This is a genomic window from Paenibacillus sp. FSL A5-0031 (genome assembly GCF_001956295.1).
Classification (GTDB): domain Bacteria; phylum Bacillota; class Bacilli; order Paenibacillales; family Paenibacillaceae; genus Pristimantibacillus.
Genome location: NZ_MRTD01000007.1, coordinates 50,543 through 69,562 on the forward strand (window position 1 = coordinate 50,543; position 19,020 = coordinate 69,562).

13 protein-coding genes are annotated in these 19,020 nt (G+C 45.2%); 8 read left to right on the forward strand and 5 right to left on the reverse strand.

Annotated features, from left to right (window positions below):
• Positions 1 to 47: 47 nt before the first annotated feature.
• From BK120_RS13910 to thiI, 6 genes are all read left to right on the forward strand, one after another.
• A complete protein-coding gene (locus BK120_RS13910) occupies positions 48 to 635 on the forward strand; it encodes a DUF2339 domain-containing protein (RefSeq protein WP_256710902.1) in 588 nt (195 codons plus the stop codon).
• Positions 636 to 637: 2 nt separating this feature from the next.
• On the forward strand, positions 638 to 1,651 hold the full coding sequence (locus BK120_RS13915) for a DUF2339 domain-containing protein (protein ID WP_076268121.1): 1,014 nt from the start codon (positions 638 to 640) through the stop codon (positions 1,649 to 1,651).
• Between the two features lie 171 nt (positions 1,652 to 1,822).
• Entirely contained in the window at positions 1,823 to 2,425 is a 603-nt protein-coding gene (locus BK120_RS13920) for a nitroreductase family protein (protein WP_076268122.1), read from the forward strand.
• A 288-nt stretch (positions 2,426 to 2,713) separates the two neighbouring features.
• A complete protein-coding gene (locus tag BK120_RS13925) occupies positions 2,714 to 3,391 on the forward strand; it encodes a lytic transglycosylase domain-containing protein (RefSeq protein WP_305953883.1) in 678 nt (225 codons plus the stop codon).
• Between the two features lie 92 nt (positions 3,392 to 3,483).
• Entirely contained in the window at positions 3,484 to 4,632 is a 1,149-nt protein-coding gene (locus BK120_RS13930) for a cysteine desulfurase family protein (protein ID WP_076268124.1), read from the forward strand.
• Positions 4,633 to 4,634: 2 nt separating this feature from the next.
• Positions 4,635 to 5,855, forward strand: coding sequence for a tRNA uracil 4-sulfurtransferase ThiI (gene thiI / locus BK120_RS13935; protein WP_076268125.1), 1,221 nt, complete (start codon positions 4,635 to 4,637; stop codon positions 5,853 to 5,855).
• A 64-nt stretch (positions 5,856 to 5,919) separates the two neighbouring features.
• On the opposite strand, the gene BK120_RS13940 is transcribed toward thiI, so the two are convergent.
• From BK120_RS13940 to BK120_RS13960, 5 genes are all read right to left on the reverse strand, one after another.
• On the reverse strand, positions 5,920 to 7,479 hold the full coding sequence (locus BK120_RS13940; RefSeq protein WP_076268126.1) for an ABC transporter substrate-binding protein: 1,560 nt from the start codon (positions 7,477 to 7,479) through the stop codon (positions 5,920 to 5,922).
• A 49-nt stretch (positions 7,480 to 7,528) separates the two neighbouring features.
• Positions 7,529 to 8,419 carry a carbohydrate ABC transporter permease gene (locus BK120_RS13945; RefSeq protein WP_076268127.1) on the reverse strand — a complete coding sequence of 297 codons (891 nt, stop codon included), beginning with the start codon at positions 8,417 to 8,419 and terminating at the stop codon, positions 7,529 to 7,531.
• A 17-nt stretch (positions 8,420 to 8,436) separates the two neighbouring features.
• Entirely contained in the window at positions 8,437 to 9,414 is a 978-nt protein-coding gene (locus BK120_RS13950) for an ABC transporter permease (protein ID WP_256710890.1), read from the reverse strand.
• A gap of 211 nt (positions 9,415 to 9,625) precedes the next feature.
• Positions 9,626 to 11,962 (reverse strand): helix-turn-helix domain-containing protein, encoded by a 2,337-nt coding sequence (locus BK120_RS13955; protein ID WP_076268128.1) that lies wholly within the window; start codon positions 11,960 to 11,962, stop codon positions 9,626 to 9,628.
• Positions 11,963 to 11,992: 30 nt separating this feature from the next.
• Positions 11,993 to 14,065, reverse strand: a complete 2,073-nt coding sequence (locus BK120_RS13960) for a right-handed parallel beta-helix repeat-containing protein (protein WP_076268129.1) — start codon at positions 14,063 to 14,065, stop codon at positions 11,993 to 11,995.
• A gap of 203 nt (positions 14,066 to 14,268) precedes the next feature.
• Here BK120_RS13960 and galA point away from each other — a divergent pair, with 203 nt between their 5' ends.
• Positions 14,269 to 16,632 (forward strand): beta-galactosidase GalA, encoded by a 2,364-nt coding sequence (gene galA / locus BK120_RS13965; RefSeq protein ID WP_076268130.1) that lies wholly within the window; start codon positions 14,269 to 14,271, stop codon positions 16,630 to 16,632.
• Between the two features lie 53 nt (positions 16,633 to 16,685).
• A complete protein-coding gene (locus tag BK120_RS13970; RefSeq protein WP_076268131.1) occupies positions 16,686 to 18,947 on the forward strand; it encodes a glycoside hydrolase family protein in 2,262 nt (753 codons plus the stop codon).
• Positions 18,948 to 19,020: the final 73 nt, after the last annotated feature.

Genomic DNA, 19,020 nt, shown 5'->3' on the forward strand with positions numbered 1-19,020 from the left:
ATGAATGAATTTATTATTAACAGAGAGAAGGTGGGAAAGTGAAAGAGATGCAGGAAATGGTGAATAGACACTGGACTTCACTGCTTGGGGTATTGTTCGTAATGGCTGCTTTTATTACGTTGTTCAAATATTCGATAGTTCAAGGCTGGATTACAGAGTCGATGAAAATTGGCTTTGGTATGCTATGCGGAGCGGGTGTAGGCGCAGCCGGCTTGAAGCTAGCTAGCCGGCTGCCGCGCAATCCGATTGGTGAAATCTTGATTGGCATGGCGGCTTGCATTTTGTATGCGACGTTTTCTTTTGCGGGAATTTTTTACCGGCTGTGGGACCCAATGACCGTCTTGCTTGGAATGAGTGCAGTAACCATTGGAATATCCGTTTATGCGTATAAGTTTATGTCTCGGCTGCTAATGAATATAGCGATGCTGGGTGGTTTATTATCTCCGCTGCTTATGAGGCCGGAAACAGATCAAGTATTTGCTTTATTTCTTTATCTGCTCGTATTGAATGTTGCATTCCTATTTCTCAGCATCTCGCGCAATTGGCATGAGCTTCGGTTTATCAGCTTCATCGGGTCATGGCTGATGTATATCGTATATTTCATTCATTATAATCCATCGACTGAAGGCTTTTGAGTATGCCGTTTCGATATGCGCTCGCAGCTTTTCTCTTTTATACAATCGGACTGATGGTCTCTTCTTGGAGCAATAAGTTATCCTTTGAGGGCATCGATTTGTATATGAACGCGATAAATGGCATTTTATTTGGATTTTGGGCACTATTTATTTTGAACGGTGAAGTGGCTTATGGGTACATACTCTCTTTTATCGGAATCGTTTATTTAATCGGTGGTTTCGTTATTTATTTGCTAACAAACAAGATTACGCCATCCTCAGGAGTGTTCTTTCTTGGCGGTTTGCTATTGATTCTCGTGTCGGTAAGCAGCATTGGCGGCGGGTATGAGTCAAAGCCTTTAATTACGGTGCTGCTATGGGGCTGCATAGCTGCGATAGCAGCAGCAATCGGCTATAGTAAGCGCTGGAACCTGCTGAGCATCGCCTCGCTCGCTATCTGGTTTGTGGTCGGATGTTATTGGTACGTAGTCACTTGGGACACTCCTCGCGGCGAATGGTTTGGGAGGTACATCCCGTTTCTGAATTGGGGGGCCATTGCATGGATGGTGCTGGCTGCTCTGGGTTTCTTCTTTTCTAGAAAGCTTGTCATTCCCCAGCTCACTGATCAAGCGAATCGGATGCTTGCTCGTGTGTATGCGCTGTTATCCCATCTCATCGTTGGCGGATTGCTGACAAGGCAAATTGAAAATATTTTCACAGAATATATGTATGATTCCGCTTCAAGTTATTTAGGTTTAGCTTTGTCTGTTTCTTGGGGCTGCTATGCATTGCTGCTAATTTTGTGGGGGGCTTATTATCGCGAGCTGCTGTTTCGTGCATTCGGTTCTGCGGTTCTTGTTATCGTTGCGATTAAGGCGATACTTATGGATTTAAGCGGGCAAGAGGCACTTTACAAGGTAGGTGTACTGTTAATATTAGGAGCCATTTCGTTTTTTATTACGTGGATAAATAGCAAATGGCGTGTAAAGAATGGAGAAATTAATGGCAAAGGTGAAGAGGCTGTCACTGAATCATAATTAAGAACGCAGGGGGAATAATGAACCTGTTGGTCTTGACAAGTGCACTCCAATACAATAAAGTTACTTACGTAAAGTAATTAAATTTATTTGGATTTGTAACTGCCTTTTAAGGCGGATACTTAGTTCACAGATGGAAGACACACAACATGTGAGAGGCAGGAGAAAAAAATGACATCACAAGCTTTTTTGGACGCAGTAAGTAAAAGACGCTCGATCTACGGTATTAGCAAGGAGGCCGTTATCTCCGATGACAAAATTGTTGAATTGGTACATGAAGCGGTTAAACATACTCCATCATCATTTAATTCACAAAGCACTCGTGTAGTTGTATTGCTTGGTGAAAATCATGATAAATTGTGGGATATTACGACGAATACGCTTCGCAATATGATTGCAGCTGATCAATTCGAGGCAACTGAGCAAAAAATGGGCGCTTTCAAAAGCGGATACGGTACCGTATTGTTTTTTGAAGATAAACAAGTCGTTGACGGCTTGATGGCCAACTTCCCAGCATATGCTCACAACTTCCCGATCTGGTCGCAGCATACTTCAGGCATGCATCAATTTGTAATATGGACGGCGCTTGAGAATGAAGGTTTCGGCGCTTCGCTTCAGCACTACAATCCACTTATTGATGAAGAAGTAAAAACGACATGGTCATTGCCGGATTCTTGGCAGCTGGTTGCTCAAATGCCATTTGGCAAACCAACAGCAGCTCCAGGCGAAAAATCGTATCAACCGATCGATGAGCGTGTGAAAGTATTTAAATAAGCACTATTTTATATATTAGCTTTGAGCCAAAGATCGTTCCTATTTATAGGGACGATCTTTTTTTATGCCGTATGGACGCCTATTTGGCAGAATCCCAGAAAGCAGCTGCCGCTTGCAGAGGATGGGCATGTGAAATATTTGGAGTGTCAAACGATAAAACAGGCAATGCCGCTCATTGAAAGGATTCATGAGGAGGAACTGGCTGTTTGCTCTAAAAACATGTACAATTAAAACCGATATACTTAAAGTACACGTAACAAACTTACATAATGATTCAGCTAGGAGGATATGATGAGTATTGACCCTCGAATAATCAAAACATTATTGCAGCTTCAGCTTTCACCAAATGTAAATTTACAAGCAGCTACTAATCCGTTGCAAGCGACAACAGGCGATGGCTCGGCATCCTTATTTGATACTCTTTTATCCCAATATATGACCGATACTTCTTCTGAAAATAATGCATTGGCACAAGTCATGCCAACAGATGCGCTCGCGCAGCTGAGTTCACTTAGCGGCATGCCTAATCTGTCGTTTAGCAGTCAAGGCGTGTCTAACAGCTCTCCATCTGCTTATGACGAGCTTATTCAACAGGCTTCAGCCAAATATGGCGTAGATTCTTCATTAATTCAAGCGGTAATTAAAACCGAATCCGGCTTTAACGCAGATGCACAGTCAGGTTCAGGCGCTAAGGGCCTGATGCAGCTAATGGATGGAACAGCAAGAGGTCTAGGCGTTAGCAACTCCTTTGATCCCGCGCAAAACATTGATGGCGGAACTAAATATTTATCGATGCTGCTAAACAAGTATAATGGACATGAGCAGGTTGCTCTGGCTGCATACAATGCAGGACCGGGCCGAGTGGACCGTGCAGGAATAAAAACGAACGAGCAGCTAATAGAAAATCTTGAAGCGTTGCCAGAAGAGACGCAGCGCTATGTTGCCAAGGTGCTTCAGGCCAAGTAGAACGACAGCAATAAGATCACGATTTAGCGATCCGTCATGCAGGCGGGAGCAATCGATGATCTTTTTCTTTTTGAAAAGGAGATAAATCGAAAATGTTATATTTTGATCATTGTGCTTCATCACCGCCGTATGAAGAAGTGGTGCAGACCATGATGGAAGTGATGAAGTCGCAGTATGCGAACCCTTCATCGCTGCATCGTGCGGGTACTGACGCTGACAAATTAATTGAACGCTCGCGTGCTGTTCTAGCTGAGCAGATGCAAACCTCTAAGGGGAAATGGGTATTTACTTCCGGCGGTACAGAGTCAAATAATATAGCGATAAAGGGTGCTGCTCGTCAGTACGCTGGACGAGGCAAACATTTGATAACGACACAAATTGAGCATGCCTCCGTATACGAATCTTTTGCGCAGCTGGAGCAAGAAGGCTTCAATGTCACCTATTTGCAAGTAGGCAGGTCGGGTCATGTAGAGCTTGAGCAATTGGAAGCGGCAATAACTGAGGAAACGATTCTCGTTAGCGTGATGCATATTAACAACGAGATCGGTTCCATTCAGCCAATCGAGAACATTGCAAAGTTGCTTAAACGATATCCGAAGGTCATTTTGCATGTCGATGCCGTTCAGAGTATTGGGAAGCTGCCGATTCATTTGGAAAAGTGGGGCATCGATTTGCTTAGCGGTTCGGCTCATAAGCTTCGTGGTCCCAAAGGCGTAGGTTATTTGTACGTGCGTGATGGCATTACACTGTCCCCTTTGTTTAGTGGCGGCTCCCAGGAGTATGGGCATCGCGCTGGAACACAAAACGTACCCGCTATCGTTGCGTCAGCGAAGGCGCTGCGCATGTCGCTTGCTTCGATGGAGCAAAGAGAAAAGCGATTGAAAGTGCTCAAACAGCAGCTATTAACGCATATTGAGCAAATTCCAGAGCTTAAGCTGAACGGGGCAGAACCGTCTGCTTCCCATATTATACATTTCTCCTATCCGGGCATGAAGCCAGAGGTTGTCATCCATATGTTAGAGCAACGTGGTATAATGGCTTCAACGAAATCGGCATGTTCTTCTAAGGATGACAAGCCGAGCCGCGTGCTTCTTGCCATCGGTGCAAGTCATGAGCAAGCGAGCAGCGGCATTCGGATTAGTCTCGGAGACGAGCATGAAGAGCAGGATATTGCAGCCTTAGGAGCTGCACTGCGTCATGTTGTCGCACAACTTAAGCCGCTTGAGAGGAGATTGACTTAATTTTGCTTTATGATCAGATCGTGCTCCGTTATGGAGATTTAATGGTAAAAGGAAGAAATCGGAACAAATTCGAGAAACGAATGCTTGATCAAGTAAAGCAGGCATTAATTTCTTATGATAATATTACTTATTTCAAATCGTTTGGACGTCTTTATGTCAAGCTGAATGGACATCCCTATGAGCCGATAGCAGATCGCTTGAAGGATTTGTTCGGCATCGTTTCTTTAAGTCCAGTTGTCAGCACAGAGGCTGATCTTGAGAAAATAAGAGCAGCTGCGCTAGCTCTTATGCAAGCTTTGCCAGAGCAGCCCAAAACGTTCAAGGTGAGCGCAAAACGTGCTTGGAAAGAGTTTCCTCATAATTCGCAGGAAATGAATCATTTGGTTGGCGGGCATGTTCTACGTGCAATGCCAGGACTTAAAGTTAACGTGAGCAAGCCGGAAATTGAACTGCGGGTGGATATTCAAGCGGAAGCTACTTACGTGTTCTACGATGTCATCCCTGGCGCTGGCGGATTTCCGTTTGCATCAAATGGCAAAGCTATGTTATTGCTATCCGGGGGCATAGATAGTCCTGTTGCAGGCTGGCTGGCACTGCGTAAAGGTCTTGAAGTGGAGGCTGTGCATTTCCATAGCTACCCATTCACCAGCGAGCAGGCGAAAGATAAGGTAATCGAGCTTGCTAAGCGATTATCCTATTTCAGCGGGGAGCCGATTAAGCTTCATCTTGTGCCGTTTACCGAAATACAAACTACGCTAGTACAAGCGAAGAGCGATAATCTTATTATTACGTTAATGAGAAGGGCGATGCTTCGGATCACAGAGCAGCTGGCAGAGCGCAATGGGGCAAACGGTATCGTTACTGGCGAGAGCTTAGGGCAGGTTGCGAGCCAGACGCTGCCGAGCATGAATGTCATTGGTCGAGCAACAGATCTGCCGCAGCTTAAGCCGTTAATTATGATGGACAAGCATGAAATTATTCGGATGGCGGAGAGAATCGGGACGTTCGAAACGTCGATCTTGCCATATGAGGATTGCTGTACGTTATTTTTGCCGAAATCGCCAAGTACGAATCCGAATCTTCGTATCGTCGAGAAGATTGAGGCTCTAATTCCTAATTATAATCAATTGCTTACTGCCGCTGTTGACGGTACGGAGGAAGTTTTATTGTCACCGCAGCTTCAAACGGCTGCCCAAACCGCCGGCGAGGATAGCTGGTTTTAATTTAAGACGAATGAAGAAGCTTTGCAGGTGTATCGTTCCTGCAAAGCTTCTTTTTGTATCGCTATTATTTTATTAGCCCTTTTTCTTGCTTGAATTTATCCCATTGCGCAGCGATTTCCGTTTGAATCTTTTCTTGACCGGAGGCAATGAGCTTATCTTTGTATTTTGGCAGCTCCTTAGCGGGGTCCACCGATCCGGATTCGAGAGCGGCCTGATATTCGTTGTTAACTGCCGTTACGTTAGCTATTTCAGCTTTGATGTTCTCTTCGTTCACGCCGAAGCCGTTAGTCGCAGGCACAAGGGCGCTGTCATTAAGCGCGATCGTCCGCTCCCATGTATCAGCGGCCTGGCCTGGCTTAAGGAAGGCGTTGAACTGATTGCCGAATACCCAGTCGCCGTTTGGCGCATAACCTGAATCTTTAATCGGTTCGATATTTTTATCATCTACTCTATTATAGTGTTTGCCTTCAATACCATTGCAAATTAAGTTGTAGAGGTAGGAGTCCGTATTAAGCAAATTAATAAGCATCAATGTGCGTTCAGGGTTTTTGGAGCTTTTATTGATGACATGCATCGCTCCCGCAATTCCTGTAAAATAGCTGTCGGCGATTGGAGCATACACGACTTCGTTTCCGCCGTTTATAGCCATCTCGCCAACTTCACCGCCTGGTTTGGACGTAAACTCCAGCGAGACCGCAACATTGCCTTTGCCCTTCAAGTCATTGATGTTCTGTATAATTGGCGCATCTTCGTTAATGTAGCCTGCTTGGTACCATCTTCGCATATCATCGTAGTATCCTTTTTTCTCATCAAGCGTTTGCAATGTCCCAATATAACCAAGCGATGCATCGTCTTTCGCATAGCTTAGAACAAGCCCGTCACCTACTTTTGTGCGATCGCTGTACAAGCCCCAAGAATTTTGTGCAAGTCCGAGAGGAATAATGCCGGGCTCATTTTCTTTTAATGTCTTTAGGAAAGGCTCGATATCCTTGTACGATTGAATCGTGCTCACATCAAGATTGTATTTATCGATGAAGCGTTTTTGGATAATTAAACTTTTTGTTTTTGCCGCTACTTGATAGATTGGGAAACCATATACCTTGCCATCAACGGCAAGCATATCCGGCCAAAATTTATCAGGGATGTTAGCGCGCGCTTCTGGTGCATATTTGCTAATCATATCATCTGTAATTTCTAGATACGCCCCTCTATCAATATAAGGCTGATAGTTGCCAAGCCAGCCCTTCGAGCTCCACGCAAGGTCAAATTCTTCTCCAGCTGCGAGCATGGCATTGAGCTTAGGCTCGTATTCATCGAACGTCAGCGGCTTGAGCACAACGGTCGCATTGATTTTCTCTTTTAAATATTTATTGATCTCATCGTTGACCAGCTTTTGATCCGGACCAGGATTTGCGGATACCGGATAAATGAAGGTCAGCTTAGCCTCAGGAAGGGATGGTTCTGCGGAAGCAGTCGCATCCGGCGTATTCTCTGCCGTTTTGCTTGGCTCATTGGTGCTTGGGTTTGCAGGGGTATTGCCATTGTTCGAGCATGCTGCGATCATCGCCAAGCAAAGCACTAGAGCGAAGCATTTGAGTAGTAACGCTGCTTTTGTTGTTTTCACATTAAACCCTCCATTTATATAATTTTATATATGGCACAGTAGTCATTCCTTATCCTTTCAAGGAACCTACCGTAATACCCTTTACGAAATACTTCTGAAAAAAAGGAAAAATAATTAGCATCGGCCCGCCTGCAAGAATTGCCATTGCCATGCGAACGGATAAAGTCGGGAAATTGGCATAAGCCAGCTTGTCGGCTACCTGAGCGAGCGGAGAATTAGCCAAAAACTCAATTTGAGACAGAATGCGAACAAGCAGCAATTGAAGCGGGATATATTTATCATTGTCTATGAACAGCAGGGCATAAAACCATTCATTCCAGTAGCCAAAAGAGATGAATAAACCTAGCGTTGCTAGAGCAGGTGTCGACAAGGGTAAAATAATTCGGAAGAAGATTCGGAATTCTTTGGCGCCGTCTACCTTTGCTGATTCAATGATTTCTTTGCCGATCTTATCTAGAAAACCTTTCATAATCATAATGTTGAAAGGGCTGAGCAGCGTTGGAAGGATCAAAGCCAGCAAAGAGTTTTTTAGATGCAGATATTGCGTCATCATGATGTAGAATGGAATGAGCCCGCCATTAAACAGCATCGTAAAGAAAATGTAGAAGGTAATCGGACGGTTGTAACGGAAGTCCATTCGGGAAATAGGGTACGCTGTCATCGCAGTCAGCAGGAGTGATAAGACCGTACCGACAATTGTGATTAGGATGGTGACCAGATATCCTTTAAGCAGCGGGTCGGGTTTTTGAAAGACGATACGATAGGCTTCCATACTCCATTCCTTGGGAAAAAATTGATAGCCATTCTGTACAAGGCTGTTCTCAGAGGTTAATGAAATGATGATAACGAGAACGAATGGAAGGGCAATCATAAGACAAAGAATGGTTAGAAAGATGTTAATGAACCCATTCATAAAATTAAAGCCTTTAGTATTAGGCATAAAAGATTCCTCCAATCTTAAAACAATGCATTATCCTTATCCGCTTTGCGCACCAAATAATTTGCAGATACTACGGTAATTAATCCAACGACGGATTGCAGGAAGCCGACAGCAGCTGCTGAATTAATGTCTCCAAGCTTAGTTAAAGCGCGGTAAACATAGGTATCGATAATATCCGTTGTAGGAAAATTCGGTCCTACGTTATTAGGGACAAAATAATGCAAGCCGAAGTCACCGCGGAATATGTTGCCAAGACCCAATATGAATAGGATAATGACAAGCGGTTTAAGCAGCGGCAATGTAATTCGCCACATCATCTGGATGCGAGAAGCGCCGTCTAGCCTAGCTGCTTCGTAATAATCGGTGCTGATACCGGTAATTCCTGCGTAATAGACCAAAGTGGAGAAACCAATTCCTTTCCATAAAGCAACGAGCGGCAGGATAAAGATCCATGGCGTTGTTTCCAAATACCACTTGTGAGGCTCGAATCCGAACCAACCGATTATGGTGTTGAGGAAACCTCCCTTATGATCCAGAAAAGCGTTCGTAATGTATCCGACTAGCACAAAAGAAATAAAGTATGGGAGAAACATGGTAGTTTGGTAGAGCTTGATAAGCTTCCCGCTAAGCTCATTAAGAAGAAGGGCGAGCAGAAGCGCGGCAACGGTTCCTAGAACGATGTAAGAAATGTTGTAGAGCAGCGTGTTGCGGATAATGCGAATGGCATCTTGGGCTTTGAATAGAAATTCGAAGTTATCGAATCCGATCCACTTGCTGCCGAAAATTCCTTGATCATACCTGAAATACTTAAAGGCAAGGATGAGTCCAATCATAGGAATGTAGGCGATTACAAATTTAAATAATATGCCGGGCATAGCGAGCAGCAGCAGCTCCCGGTTTTTTTTCAAATGCTTCCATTCCTTGCTCAGCCATCCGACCTTGTTCTTCGAGCCCCTTGTCGTTAGCTCAGGAGCTCCGAGCTCTGTTTTGGCCACTTGCGATCTCCTCCATCTGAAGCGTTCCTGTTCTGATGCCCATCATGCCACGTAGAAACGACGGCGGGTAGAATAGGTTTTGCGAATTACTGTATTTCGTGAGTGTAAAATATTCGATTTTGTGAATATTCATCGATATCACAGGATATAGAAAGGTCCCTCGCTCACTGAAAGCAGTGAACGAAGGACCTTTTTAGCTGATTATAAAGATTTATGAGATTGATTTCTTCATCCGATATTCCTTTGGCGTGCTGCCGACCTTTCCTTTAAACAAGCGGAAGAAATAGCTTTGATTAGCGTATCCGCATTTATCCATAATTTCTGTAATCGTATAGTTGTTTTGCTCCAAGAGGGATTGGGCATGACCTAGTCGTACCTCATTAATATATTCCGTAATCGACATATTATAATTCTCTTTGAAGAGCTTGCCAATGTATGCGGAAGATAGCTTTACACTCATGGCAATGGATTGCTGGCTAAGATTAATGTCTGGAAATTTCTGTTCAATCAGCTCTTTGACCGTCTCCAGCATCATTTCATTTCGTTCCATATTTGCTGGGCGCTGGTTTTCGCAGATTTTTGCACAAAGCGAGAGCAAAGAGAGGTACATTTCCTCAAGCGTCTCTTTCTCTTGCGAAATCTGATGAATGTAATCCAGATCAACAGAGAAAGGAACGATCCGATTATCGTTTATTTCGCTTGATGCATTTTTAATGACCCATCCTAGATTGGATACCGCCCGAATCATATCGTCATACTGAAAGGTGGAAATGAGGGAGAATGCCTTCTCAAGCTCATTACCGGCATTCGTTAGCTGACCTTTCTTGAGCGCTTCCGTAAGTTTCTTCTCAATCGAATCAGGCAACGACATTTGCTTGCTTCCCAGGTTTTCTTGAATGTCATCCGACGTAATAATCGCTTTGAAACCTTTTACAATCATATACTGGCTAAACCGCAGAGCCTGCGTATAAGCCGTTGATAGGTAACTATACTGTGAGATGATGTCGCTGATCCCGCAGGAAAGTGAAATGTGATAATAATGTTCGATCATTTGTTGAATCTCGCGCAGCTGTCGTACCACTTGTTGAAAAGACAATGTCGTACCCTTATCGCTGCAGGATAAAATGAGTACGACATGATCGCCTCGAATTTCGACAGCTTCGCAAAGATAATGTTCACGAATAATTTCTTGAGCAATATTAATAATGGCGAAATTATACAGCTTTTTCGAAGCGCCAGTGATGCTGTTGTCATAGGCAGCAAAGTGGTCGATCTTCAACACGCAGACAAGCAGCTCATCTTTGACAGAAATGTTTAAATCGTGCTTTTCGATGAGATGCTGCATATCATGATCGGAGAAAAGCTGACTGTCCGATAAAAATCGGCGGATATAATATTTGCTCACGATTTGCTCGGAGCTAATTTCACTCAGCTTCTCTGACAGCCTCATATAATTATCGCTCATCAGGAGCAGCTCATCGCTTACGCCGGAAGCACTTTGTTTCTCACTTTGAAGATGAGGACGAATTCGCTTCAGCATATTTTCAATCGGATTATACAGCTTGTAAGAGAGTCCTACCGACAATCCGATCGCGAGCAGCAGGAACAATGCTGACAAAAGCAGCGATTGATTCCGTGTCTGATTCACCTCGCCCATCAGCTTGTCATAGGACTGGATATAGAGGATGGTCCAAGTGCCGAGACCGTCTTCCATGTAGGTGACCATTTCCTTTTTTCCTGAAAGCTTGCCGATAAAGAACCCTGCGGAATGGCTTTCATTTATTTTGTGAGCAAGGACAAGCTCATTCACCTTCGCTTGATCTTGTGAAGCAGTGAAAGGTGCACTCGGATCGGAGGATAAAAGCTTTCCATTTTGCGTTTGAATATATATCAATCCCTGATCACGATCACTAGCCACATTCATTTTTTGCAGGCTGTCGAATACCCAATCTGATTTAATAAACAATATGATAGCTGAATTATTTTTTGTAAACGGTTTCAAGGAATCGGTGACTATAAACGCAAAAGTATCGATTAGACCATCATTCTGCTCAAGGCTCATCGGAATTAATCGATTGGTTGGCTGCGGCTGTTTCGGGTCCAGCAGCATACTCCTGATACGCTGATCCGTAATGCCGCCATCAAGCAGCAGGCTGCTGCTTGTGCCGTACAGCTTGGATTGTGATTTGTTATAAATGACCATGGAGTGCAGAAAGGAGGAGCTTTCCATGATATTGGACATCTGTCTATGGCCGCGAATCAGGTCCATTTTTGGCAAATCATCGTTGAACATAAGAGGAATTAGAAAGTGATCGCGGTATACAAAGTTCGATAGCCTCGTAATAATATCGTTCATGTAGGAAAGATTGTACTGAATTTGCGAGAGCACCTTTAAATTGGACTGTTCTTGAATGTTTTTAACCGATTTTTCAAGAATGTACGTGTTGGTTATCGATGATGAAACAAGCACAATGACCATCGTAGCCATAATGGAGAACATGACTCGCTGCAAATATTTTTTGGATTTGTAAAATCCGAATACTTTCATCCGATCCAGGCCTCCCTATTATGATCCTGATTATTTGGGTCCAATTTTCTCGAACTCGATATCGCTCCACCCTAGCTGATAAGCAGGCGAGCTTGGATGCAGGCGGTAGTCGCCATCCTCAGCAAACTGGAACAAGGGCTCCCCGTGAATGGTATGTTTATCGTATTTGCCTTGAGCGAGCATACGCCACTGCTCCCAGCTGTACTCCTGTCTTCCAAGGGAATCTTCTCCGCTTGCGAGGAGTGGGAGACTACCTGCTATTATGCATGGTTTATTGTTCATCCAATAAAGATTGCGGTCGGAGGAGCTGAACCGTTCATCGCTATAATTAACAAAATAATATAAATATCCTGAATTGTATATGATATTGCTGCATATTTCGATATGTTTGTTTTCTTCATCAGCCATTTCCTGAGAGCCGATTGCCGAGATCGCATCAGGATTAGCAACAAGCAGATTGTTTTTTATGCGATTGCCGATTCCTTTCGAGAAAATAAGCATCCACAGCTTGCCTTCGCCAGTGCTGTAAAGGCTGCTGATTATGTTGTTCGTAACTGTAAAATCATCGGCTGCATCATCCAAATAGATTCCAAACCCAAAAGAAAAATGGATGCCGCTGTCATGGAGATAGTTGCTGTGAATGACATTGCCTCTCCCAACACCCCATGCTTCAATCAAACCTCCATCTTGACTGTCTGTCATCACGTTAGAGATATCATTATAAGCAATAAGATTGCTTCTGCTGTGAAGGAAATCCCAATGATTTTCCCAAGTGACGGGAATTCCGTAAAGCTCAGAGGGCATCGTTTTATGGCGAAGACCCTTCAAGGAAATACCGTATCTTGGCATGTTGGCAATCAAATTGTTCGTAATCTCATTGTTTCCGCTCTGGTAGAGCAGGATGCCGCAGCCATGTCCAACGAGCTCTCCGCCATGCTCGATTCGATTGTTCTTAATCTTGTGATAACTATTTGTATAAGAGGCTATAGGGCTCGTGAATGGACCAGTTCCCGGTGCAAACCCATTCAAACTAATGCCGATGTAGCCAAAATGTCGGATGTCATTTCTATTTATCGTTATGTCATATGTGTAGTGGTCCAAATAAATGCCGCAGCTTCCGGACTGTTCCAGCTTACAGGAGGTAACTTGGATATGCCTCGCATGGTTGATATAGATTAAGCCCTCGCGGTGTTCCGCTTGCTCGACATTATCATCCATCATGCGATATTCGCGAAAAAAATCGGTGCACGCAAACGTCAGTCCTGTAAAGCTAATATTTTGCACGGGTTCCAGCGGGCTTACCCCGTTAATATCAAGCAGACGTTTAATTGTTGGCGCAATGACAGTCTGTTTGTTAGGATCTGACACGTCATCTGAAACATAGTAGTAAAGCGTGCCAGAGGCCTTATCAAGATGAAATTGACCAGGCGCTTGGAGGAAGTCGAGCGAACCTTGGATATAGTACCTCGAACCTGCTCCAATGGGCCATGTGGCGTCACTTTCGAATACCAATTGCTGGCGCTCTACACTATTGGAGGCGACTGGCTTAGTTTCCGTGAACCAATTCCATTCTCCTTCACCTGGCCAGACGTAAAGCTGAGTCCCTGTCAAATCATAATGAGAGGGCAAGTCTTCGCTGCGATAGTGAATGCCTTGTTTATTATTTTGTTCATCATGGTGAACAGAGGGCTTCTCGGTCTCAAAATAACCAGTGGCTGGAAGCCGAGCCTGATGAATTCGTTGGCCATCCGCATAAAGGGTATGAAAGTGGATGCCGCTCTCCAGCTTAGCGATCCAAACCTTTCCTTTATAAGGCGTCCAACCTGTAATTTGTTTGCCGCCAGCAATTGTCGCTCTCTCACCCGGATAGCTGGTGTACTGAACATGGCAGCGGTCTCTGCCGGAATCTCTATTATCGAAACGAAGCGGGGCATCTAGTTCATAGAGGCCGCCTCGCAAAAAAACCGTAATGTCATGACTCATTCCGTTTTTGATTTGTTCACGTACTTCTTCCTGCGCTCTCTGTATCGACAGGAATGGATCATCCAAGCTTCCGTGTGCGTTATCGTTACCATTTGGTGCTAAATAATAATTGGTAATCATTTTTTTAAGACCCCCTTGTAGGAACTGTACATTATAGTTATAAAACCGAAGTCCTATTTGTTGCAAGGGCTTTCAAATAAAGTACACTTAATCGTTTTTTTCACAGTAGACTGCTGTCAAATCCCGTGTTAACTTAACCTTCGATCGATCGCAAAAGAGGATCATGGCCATTGCAGTGAAGCTTTGGAATGGAGGAGAAGGCGATGACATTAATAGCAAGAAGCAGAGAAAGCTTTGATGAAAACTGGTTTTTTCACAAAGGCGATATTCACATTCCTTATGCGGTTAAAGGCGGAATGACAGGCGGACTAACGGATTGCGCCAAGCGGGAGGAAGGGGAGTGGCTGGATATTGCCTATGTAGATAAGGAGGCGCAGCAGGCTCAAGAGGGCTGGGACGCGGTTCGCTTACCGCATGATTGGTGCCCAGATGGATCTTTTATAAATGACCCTACAATGGGCTCGCGAGCAGGCAGTCACGGCTACTTGCATGCGGGCGTTGGTTTTTATCGCAAATTGTTTACTATTCCAGCTGATCAGCTGGGCAGAAAAATATCCTTATGCTTCGATGGCGTTACAGGCAGGAGCACCTTATGGGTAAACGGGCATTTAATCGGTGAACGCTTTGGCGGATATACGAGCTTTGCTTACGATATTACCGATGTACTTCGGTATGGCTCAGAAGGAGACAATATCGTACTCGTGAAGGTAGATGCAACTGATTATGAGGGCTGGTGGTATGAAGGCAGCGGCATTTACCGCCATGTATGGCTGCAATCGACGGATTCGCTCCATATTGCTCAGTGGGGGACGTTCATTACCGCAATAGAAGTTTCCGAAAGTCATGCAGCAGTCAAAATAGAAACGAAAATGATGAATGAATCTGCTTCAAATCGAGCTTTTGATCTGATTACCATTGTTAGAGAGCGAGCTGGCGGGCGCAAGGTTGCCGAGCAAGCTGATCGATCAAGTGTAGACGGCTTGGATGAAACAACGGTTGGGCAGAAGCTTACGATAATAGAACCTGAACTTTGGTCTCCAGAGCATCCTTACCTCTATGAAGCTGTTACGGAGCTATATGAAAATGGGGTGTTGATTGACCAATTCGATACCAGCTTCGGGATTAGTACGATACAATTTGATGTCGACCGAGGATTTTTGCTAAATGGAAATGTTTATCCGATCAAAGGCACTTGTAATCATCAGGACTTCGCCGGTGTCGGCGTTGCCATGCCGAGAGCACTGATTGCGTATAAGCTGAGCCTACTAAAGGAAATGGGCTGCAATGCATATCGAAGCGCTCATCATCCCCCGTCGCCTGAGCTGCTGGAACTTTGTGATGAGCTTGGCTTGCTCGTCATGGACGAGAATCGGAAGCTCGACAGCAGCTCACGAGGCATGGACGAATTGAAAAGCATGATTTTGCGTGACCGCAACCATCCATCGGTTATTTTATGGAGCTTGGAGAATGAAGAGGTTCTGGAAGGAACCGTTATGGGCGCGCGCATCTTGAAATCAATGACAGAGCTTGCGCATAAGCTCGATCCGACCAGACCGACGATGGCTGCGATGAATCATGGCTGGAGCAGCGGCGGATATGCCGACGCTGTCGACATTGTTGGCTATAATTACGGCCATAGAGGTGCAGATGTAGATGGACGCAGAAAATATCCGAACCGCCTTATAATCGGGAGCGAATCTTCAAGCTATACGACGACGAGAGGCATCTACGCAGATGATCCGAACAAGGGGTACTGCTCATCTCATGGTACGAACATTCCATCATGGGGCTGCAGTCCTGAAAAATCATGGTCCGATGTGATGGAGCATCCTTATTTGACTGGCATATTCGTTTGGACGGGCTTTGATTACAGAGGTGAGCCTACGCCATATGAGTGGCCTTGCATCAGCTCACATTTTGGCATGATGGATACCTGCGGGTTTCCGAAGGATGTTTATTATCTCATGAAAGCATTATGGACCGAAGAGCCGCTCGTTCATTTGCTTCCGCATTGGAATTGGCCGGAGCTAATAGGACAGACGATTCGAGTGACGGCATATACCAACTGCGATTCGATTGAGCTATTTTTAAACGGCCGCTCGCTTGGTGAACGGATAGTTAAGCCGCACAGAAGTATGGACTTTGATATCGCCTATGAACCCGGTGAGCTTAAGGCAGTCGGTAAAATAGGCGGGGTTATAGCAGCAGAGGGTAAGCGAGTTACAACAGGTAAACCACACGCGATTCGGCTAGAGCCTAATCGAACAGTCATACAAGCTGATGGTCTGGATGTTGCTGCTGTCCGGGTAAGCATAGTGGATGAGAAAGGAAATGTAGTGCCTTACGCAGACTCTCACGTGGATTTTTATGTGGAAGGATCAGGCGCGCTGATCGGTGTAGGTAATGGCAATCCTAGCAGCCATGAATCAGATAAAGCAAGCAGCAGAAGAGCATTTAACGGCCTCGCCCTCGCGCTATTGCAAGCAGGAGCGAATGCGGGCAGCATAACGCTGAAGGCTGTTTCCGCTGGGTTGCAGTCTGCAGATGCAATCATTGAGGTCGGCTAGTCACTGAACTAGTCAGATCTTGATTCATAGAGCGAGAGAAGGAGGGAAGCCGGATGTTAAATATGGAATTACCGCTGGAATTGGATGACGTACAGCTTACAGGCCATATCACAAGGTACAGCAATGCAGAGCCGCTTGAAGATTGCGATGTTGTATGGAATGGTGGGAAAGGAAGAGCTGCAACTTCAGCTGGTGCGGAATGGCTCGTGAAGCTCGAAACGAAAGGGTTTATTGACCATTCAGCGGGGCTGGAGCTGAATGCTGAGTTCCAATCGGTCGGGTATTCAGAGCAGTCGGCTGTGTCACTAGCGTTTCACTATAGCAAATGGTCGGAGAAAAACTATGTACTTGTACCTGGCGCTGTATATGCAGGCAATCGATTTGGCGTGCGTGAGCTTCCTTACGCCCCATGCTGGAGTAAGCTTAGCGACCAAGGTCCTGAAGTACCAACGCTGATTACGGATGTACCGCGATTATCGATAGACACAGGCAAACATTCAGCCTTTCATTTGCTGACGGGCGACGCAGCTGTGCCTGCTGTTGGCATTGCAGATGAAAGATCGGGCATAGGCTGGTTGTTTATAACTGATCAAGCGACTGCACTTGGGAATACTTCGATGCATGTCGAGGAGAGTGAAGATCGTAGGACTGCTAAGATCTCATTTCAAGCGCCCGGCGTTAGAGCTAAGTTGAAATATGAAATGGCTACAACGAAAGTGCCGAGCACAGATAAAGGGTATGATTTCAAGCCGGGAGATAGAGTGACGCTGAAAATTCGAGTATATCGTTTCCCATGCACACGGATTAACGATTTATTTAATTATTTTGCCAGTGTAAGGCAGAGTGGTCAGCCTAAGACAACTCTAGCTGCTAGCTTGCCATTCTCCGCTTCTTGGGAAATGCAAGAACAGAAATACAATGCGATGAATTGGAATGATCAGCTGGGTTATTATGCGGTTGGAACGATCGATATGAAGCATCAGGATTGGCAAATCGGCTGGGTTGGCGGCGGTATGTCAAGCTATGCGCTGCTGCTTGAAGGCAATGAGCTTTCGGTGCAGCGTGCGCTGAGCACGCTTTCGTTTATGTTCAGCAGTCAGACCGAGGCAGGCTTCTTTCATGGCGTATGCTACAAGGGGCAATGGTACGGCGATGAGTTCAACGACGATCCGAATCGGAACGCTCCCGAGCTGTGGCATATTTTACGCAAGAGTGCGGATGCTTTGTATTTTATGATGAAGCATTTCATCGCTTTGAAGCATATTCGTCCTGAATTCGTTATACCTGATCACTGGATTGAAGGTGCAAAGCGGCTTGCCGATGCGTTTGTTAGACTGTGGAATAATTATGGCCAATTCGGCCAATGGGTCCATACCGGTACCGGAGATATTCTAGTTGGCGGTTCAGCGGGTGCAGGCATAGCCCCAGCTGGACTCGCTCTATACGGTGCTTATTTTGGAGAGGAAGCTTATATTGAAGCAGCTAAACAATCGGCGGACTATTTCTATAACGAGTTTACCTTAAAGGGGGTTACAACAGGCGGACCAGGCGAAATATTGCAATGTCCGGACAGCGAATCTGCTTTTGCTCTGCTCGAGTCCTATATCGTTCTTTATGAAGAGAGCGGCGACCGCATATGGCTCTCGCGCGCGGAGGAAGCTGCTTTGCAGTGTATGACCTGGTGCGTTTCCTATGACTATCAGTTTCCGGCAGGATCAACCTTTGAGAAGCTTGGTATACGAACGACGGGTTCGGTTATTGCTAATGTTCAGAACAAGCATAGCGCCCCAGGAATATGTACTTTATCCGGCGATTCATTGCTCAAGCTCTACCGTGCTACGGGAAATGAACAGTATATAGAGCTGCTAAGAGAGATTGCCGGAAACTTGCCGCAATACTTATCGCGAGAGGAACGGCCGGTTAAAGGCTGGGATGGATTGAACATGCCGCCTGGTTATATGAGTGAGCGAGTAAATATGAGCGATTGGGAGGGAGCAGCTTGCGTCGGCGAGGTTATTCCTTATTCCTGTTGGTGCGAGGTAGCTTTGATGTTATCCTATACAGAGCTTCCGGGCATTTATGTAAATAAGAAGACTGAACAGGTTATCGTAATCGATCAGGTAGATTGCCGCCTTCAGAGAAGTGTGGATGGCCGTTTAATGCTTACCATAATCAATAATACAAACTGCCCCGCGCGGGTAAAGCTATTCGTTGAGGAAGAGGATGTTAGTTTCAAGCCTTTAGGACAATGCGCTTCCATCTCGTGGCCGCGAATCAAGTTAAATGCAGGCGAAACGATTCAAATGCCGCTGTAAAAATAGAAATAGATCCCATCCCTATAGAAAGGGGTGGGATTTTTTCGAAAAGAGCTTCTATGATCTACTCCTC

Coding starts and splice junctions, on each gene's coding strand:
- galA (WP_076268130.1), top strand. CDS start 14,269: ATGACATTAATAGCAAGAAGCAGAGAAAGCTTTGATGAAAACTGGTTT.
- BK120_RS13930 (WP_076268124.1), top strand. CDS start 3,484: ATGTTATATTTTGATCATTGTGCTTCATCACCGCCGTATGAAGAAGTG.
- BK120_RS13955 (WP_076268128.1), bottom strand. CDS start 11,962: ATGAAAGTATTCGGATTTTACAAATCCAAAAAATATTTGCAGCGAGTC.
- BK120_RS13970 (WP_076268131.1), top strand. CDS start 16,686: ATGTTAAATATGGAATTACCGCTGGAATTGGATGACGTACAGCTTACA.
- BK120_RS13920 (WP_076268122.1), top strand. CDS start 1,823: ATGACATCACAAGCTTTTTTGGACGCAGTAAGTAAAAGACGCTCGATC.
- BK120_RS13960 (WP_076268129.1), bottom strand. CDS start 14,065: ATGATTACCAATTATTATTTAGCACCAAATGGTAACGATAACGCACAC.
- BK120_RS13915 (WP_076268121.1), top strand. CDS start 638: ATGCCGTTTCGATATGCGCTCGCAGCTTTTCTCTTTTATACAATCGGA.
- BK120_RS13910 (WP_256710902.1), top strand. CDS start 48: ATGCAGGAAATGGTGAATAGACACTGGACTTCACTGCTTGGGGTATTG.
- BK120_RS13945 (WP_076268127.1), bottom strand. CDS start 8,419: ATGCCTAATACTAAAGGCTTTAATTTTATGAATGGGTTCATTAACATC.
- BK120_RS13925 (WP_305953883.1), top strand. CDS start 2,714: ATGATGAGTATTGACCCTCGAATAATCAAAACATTATTGCAGCTTCAG.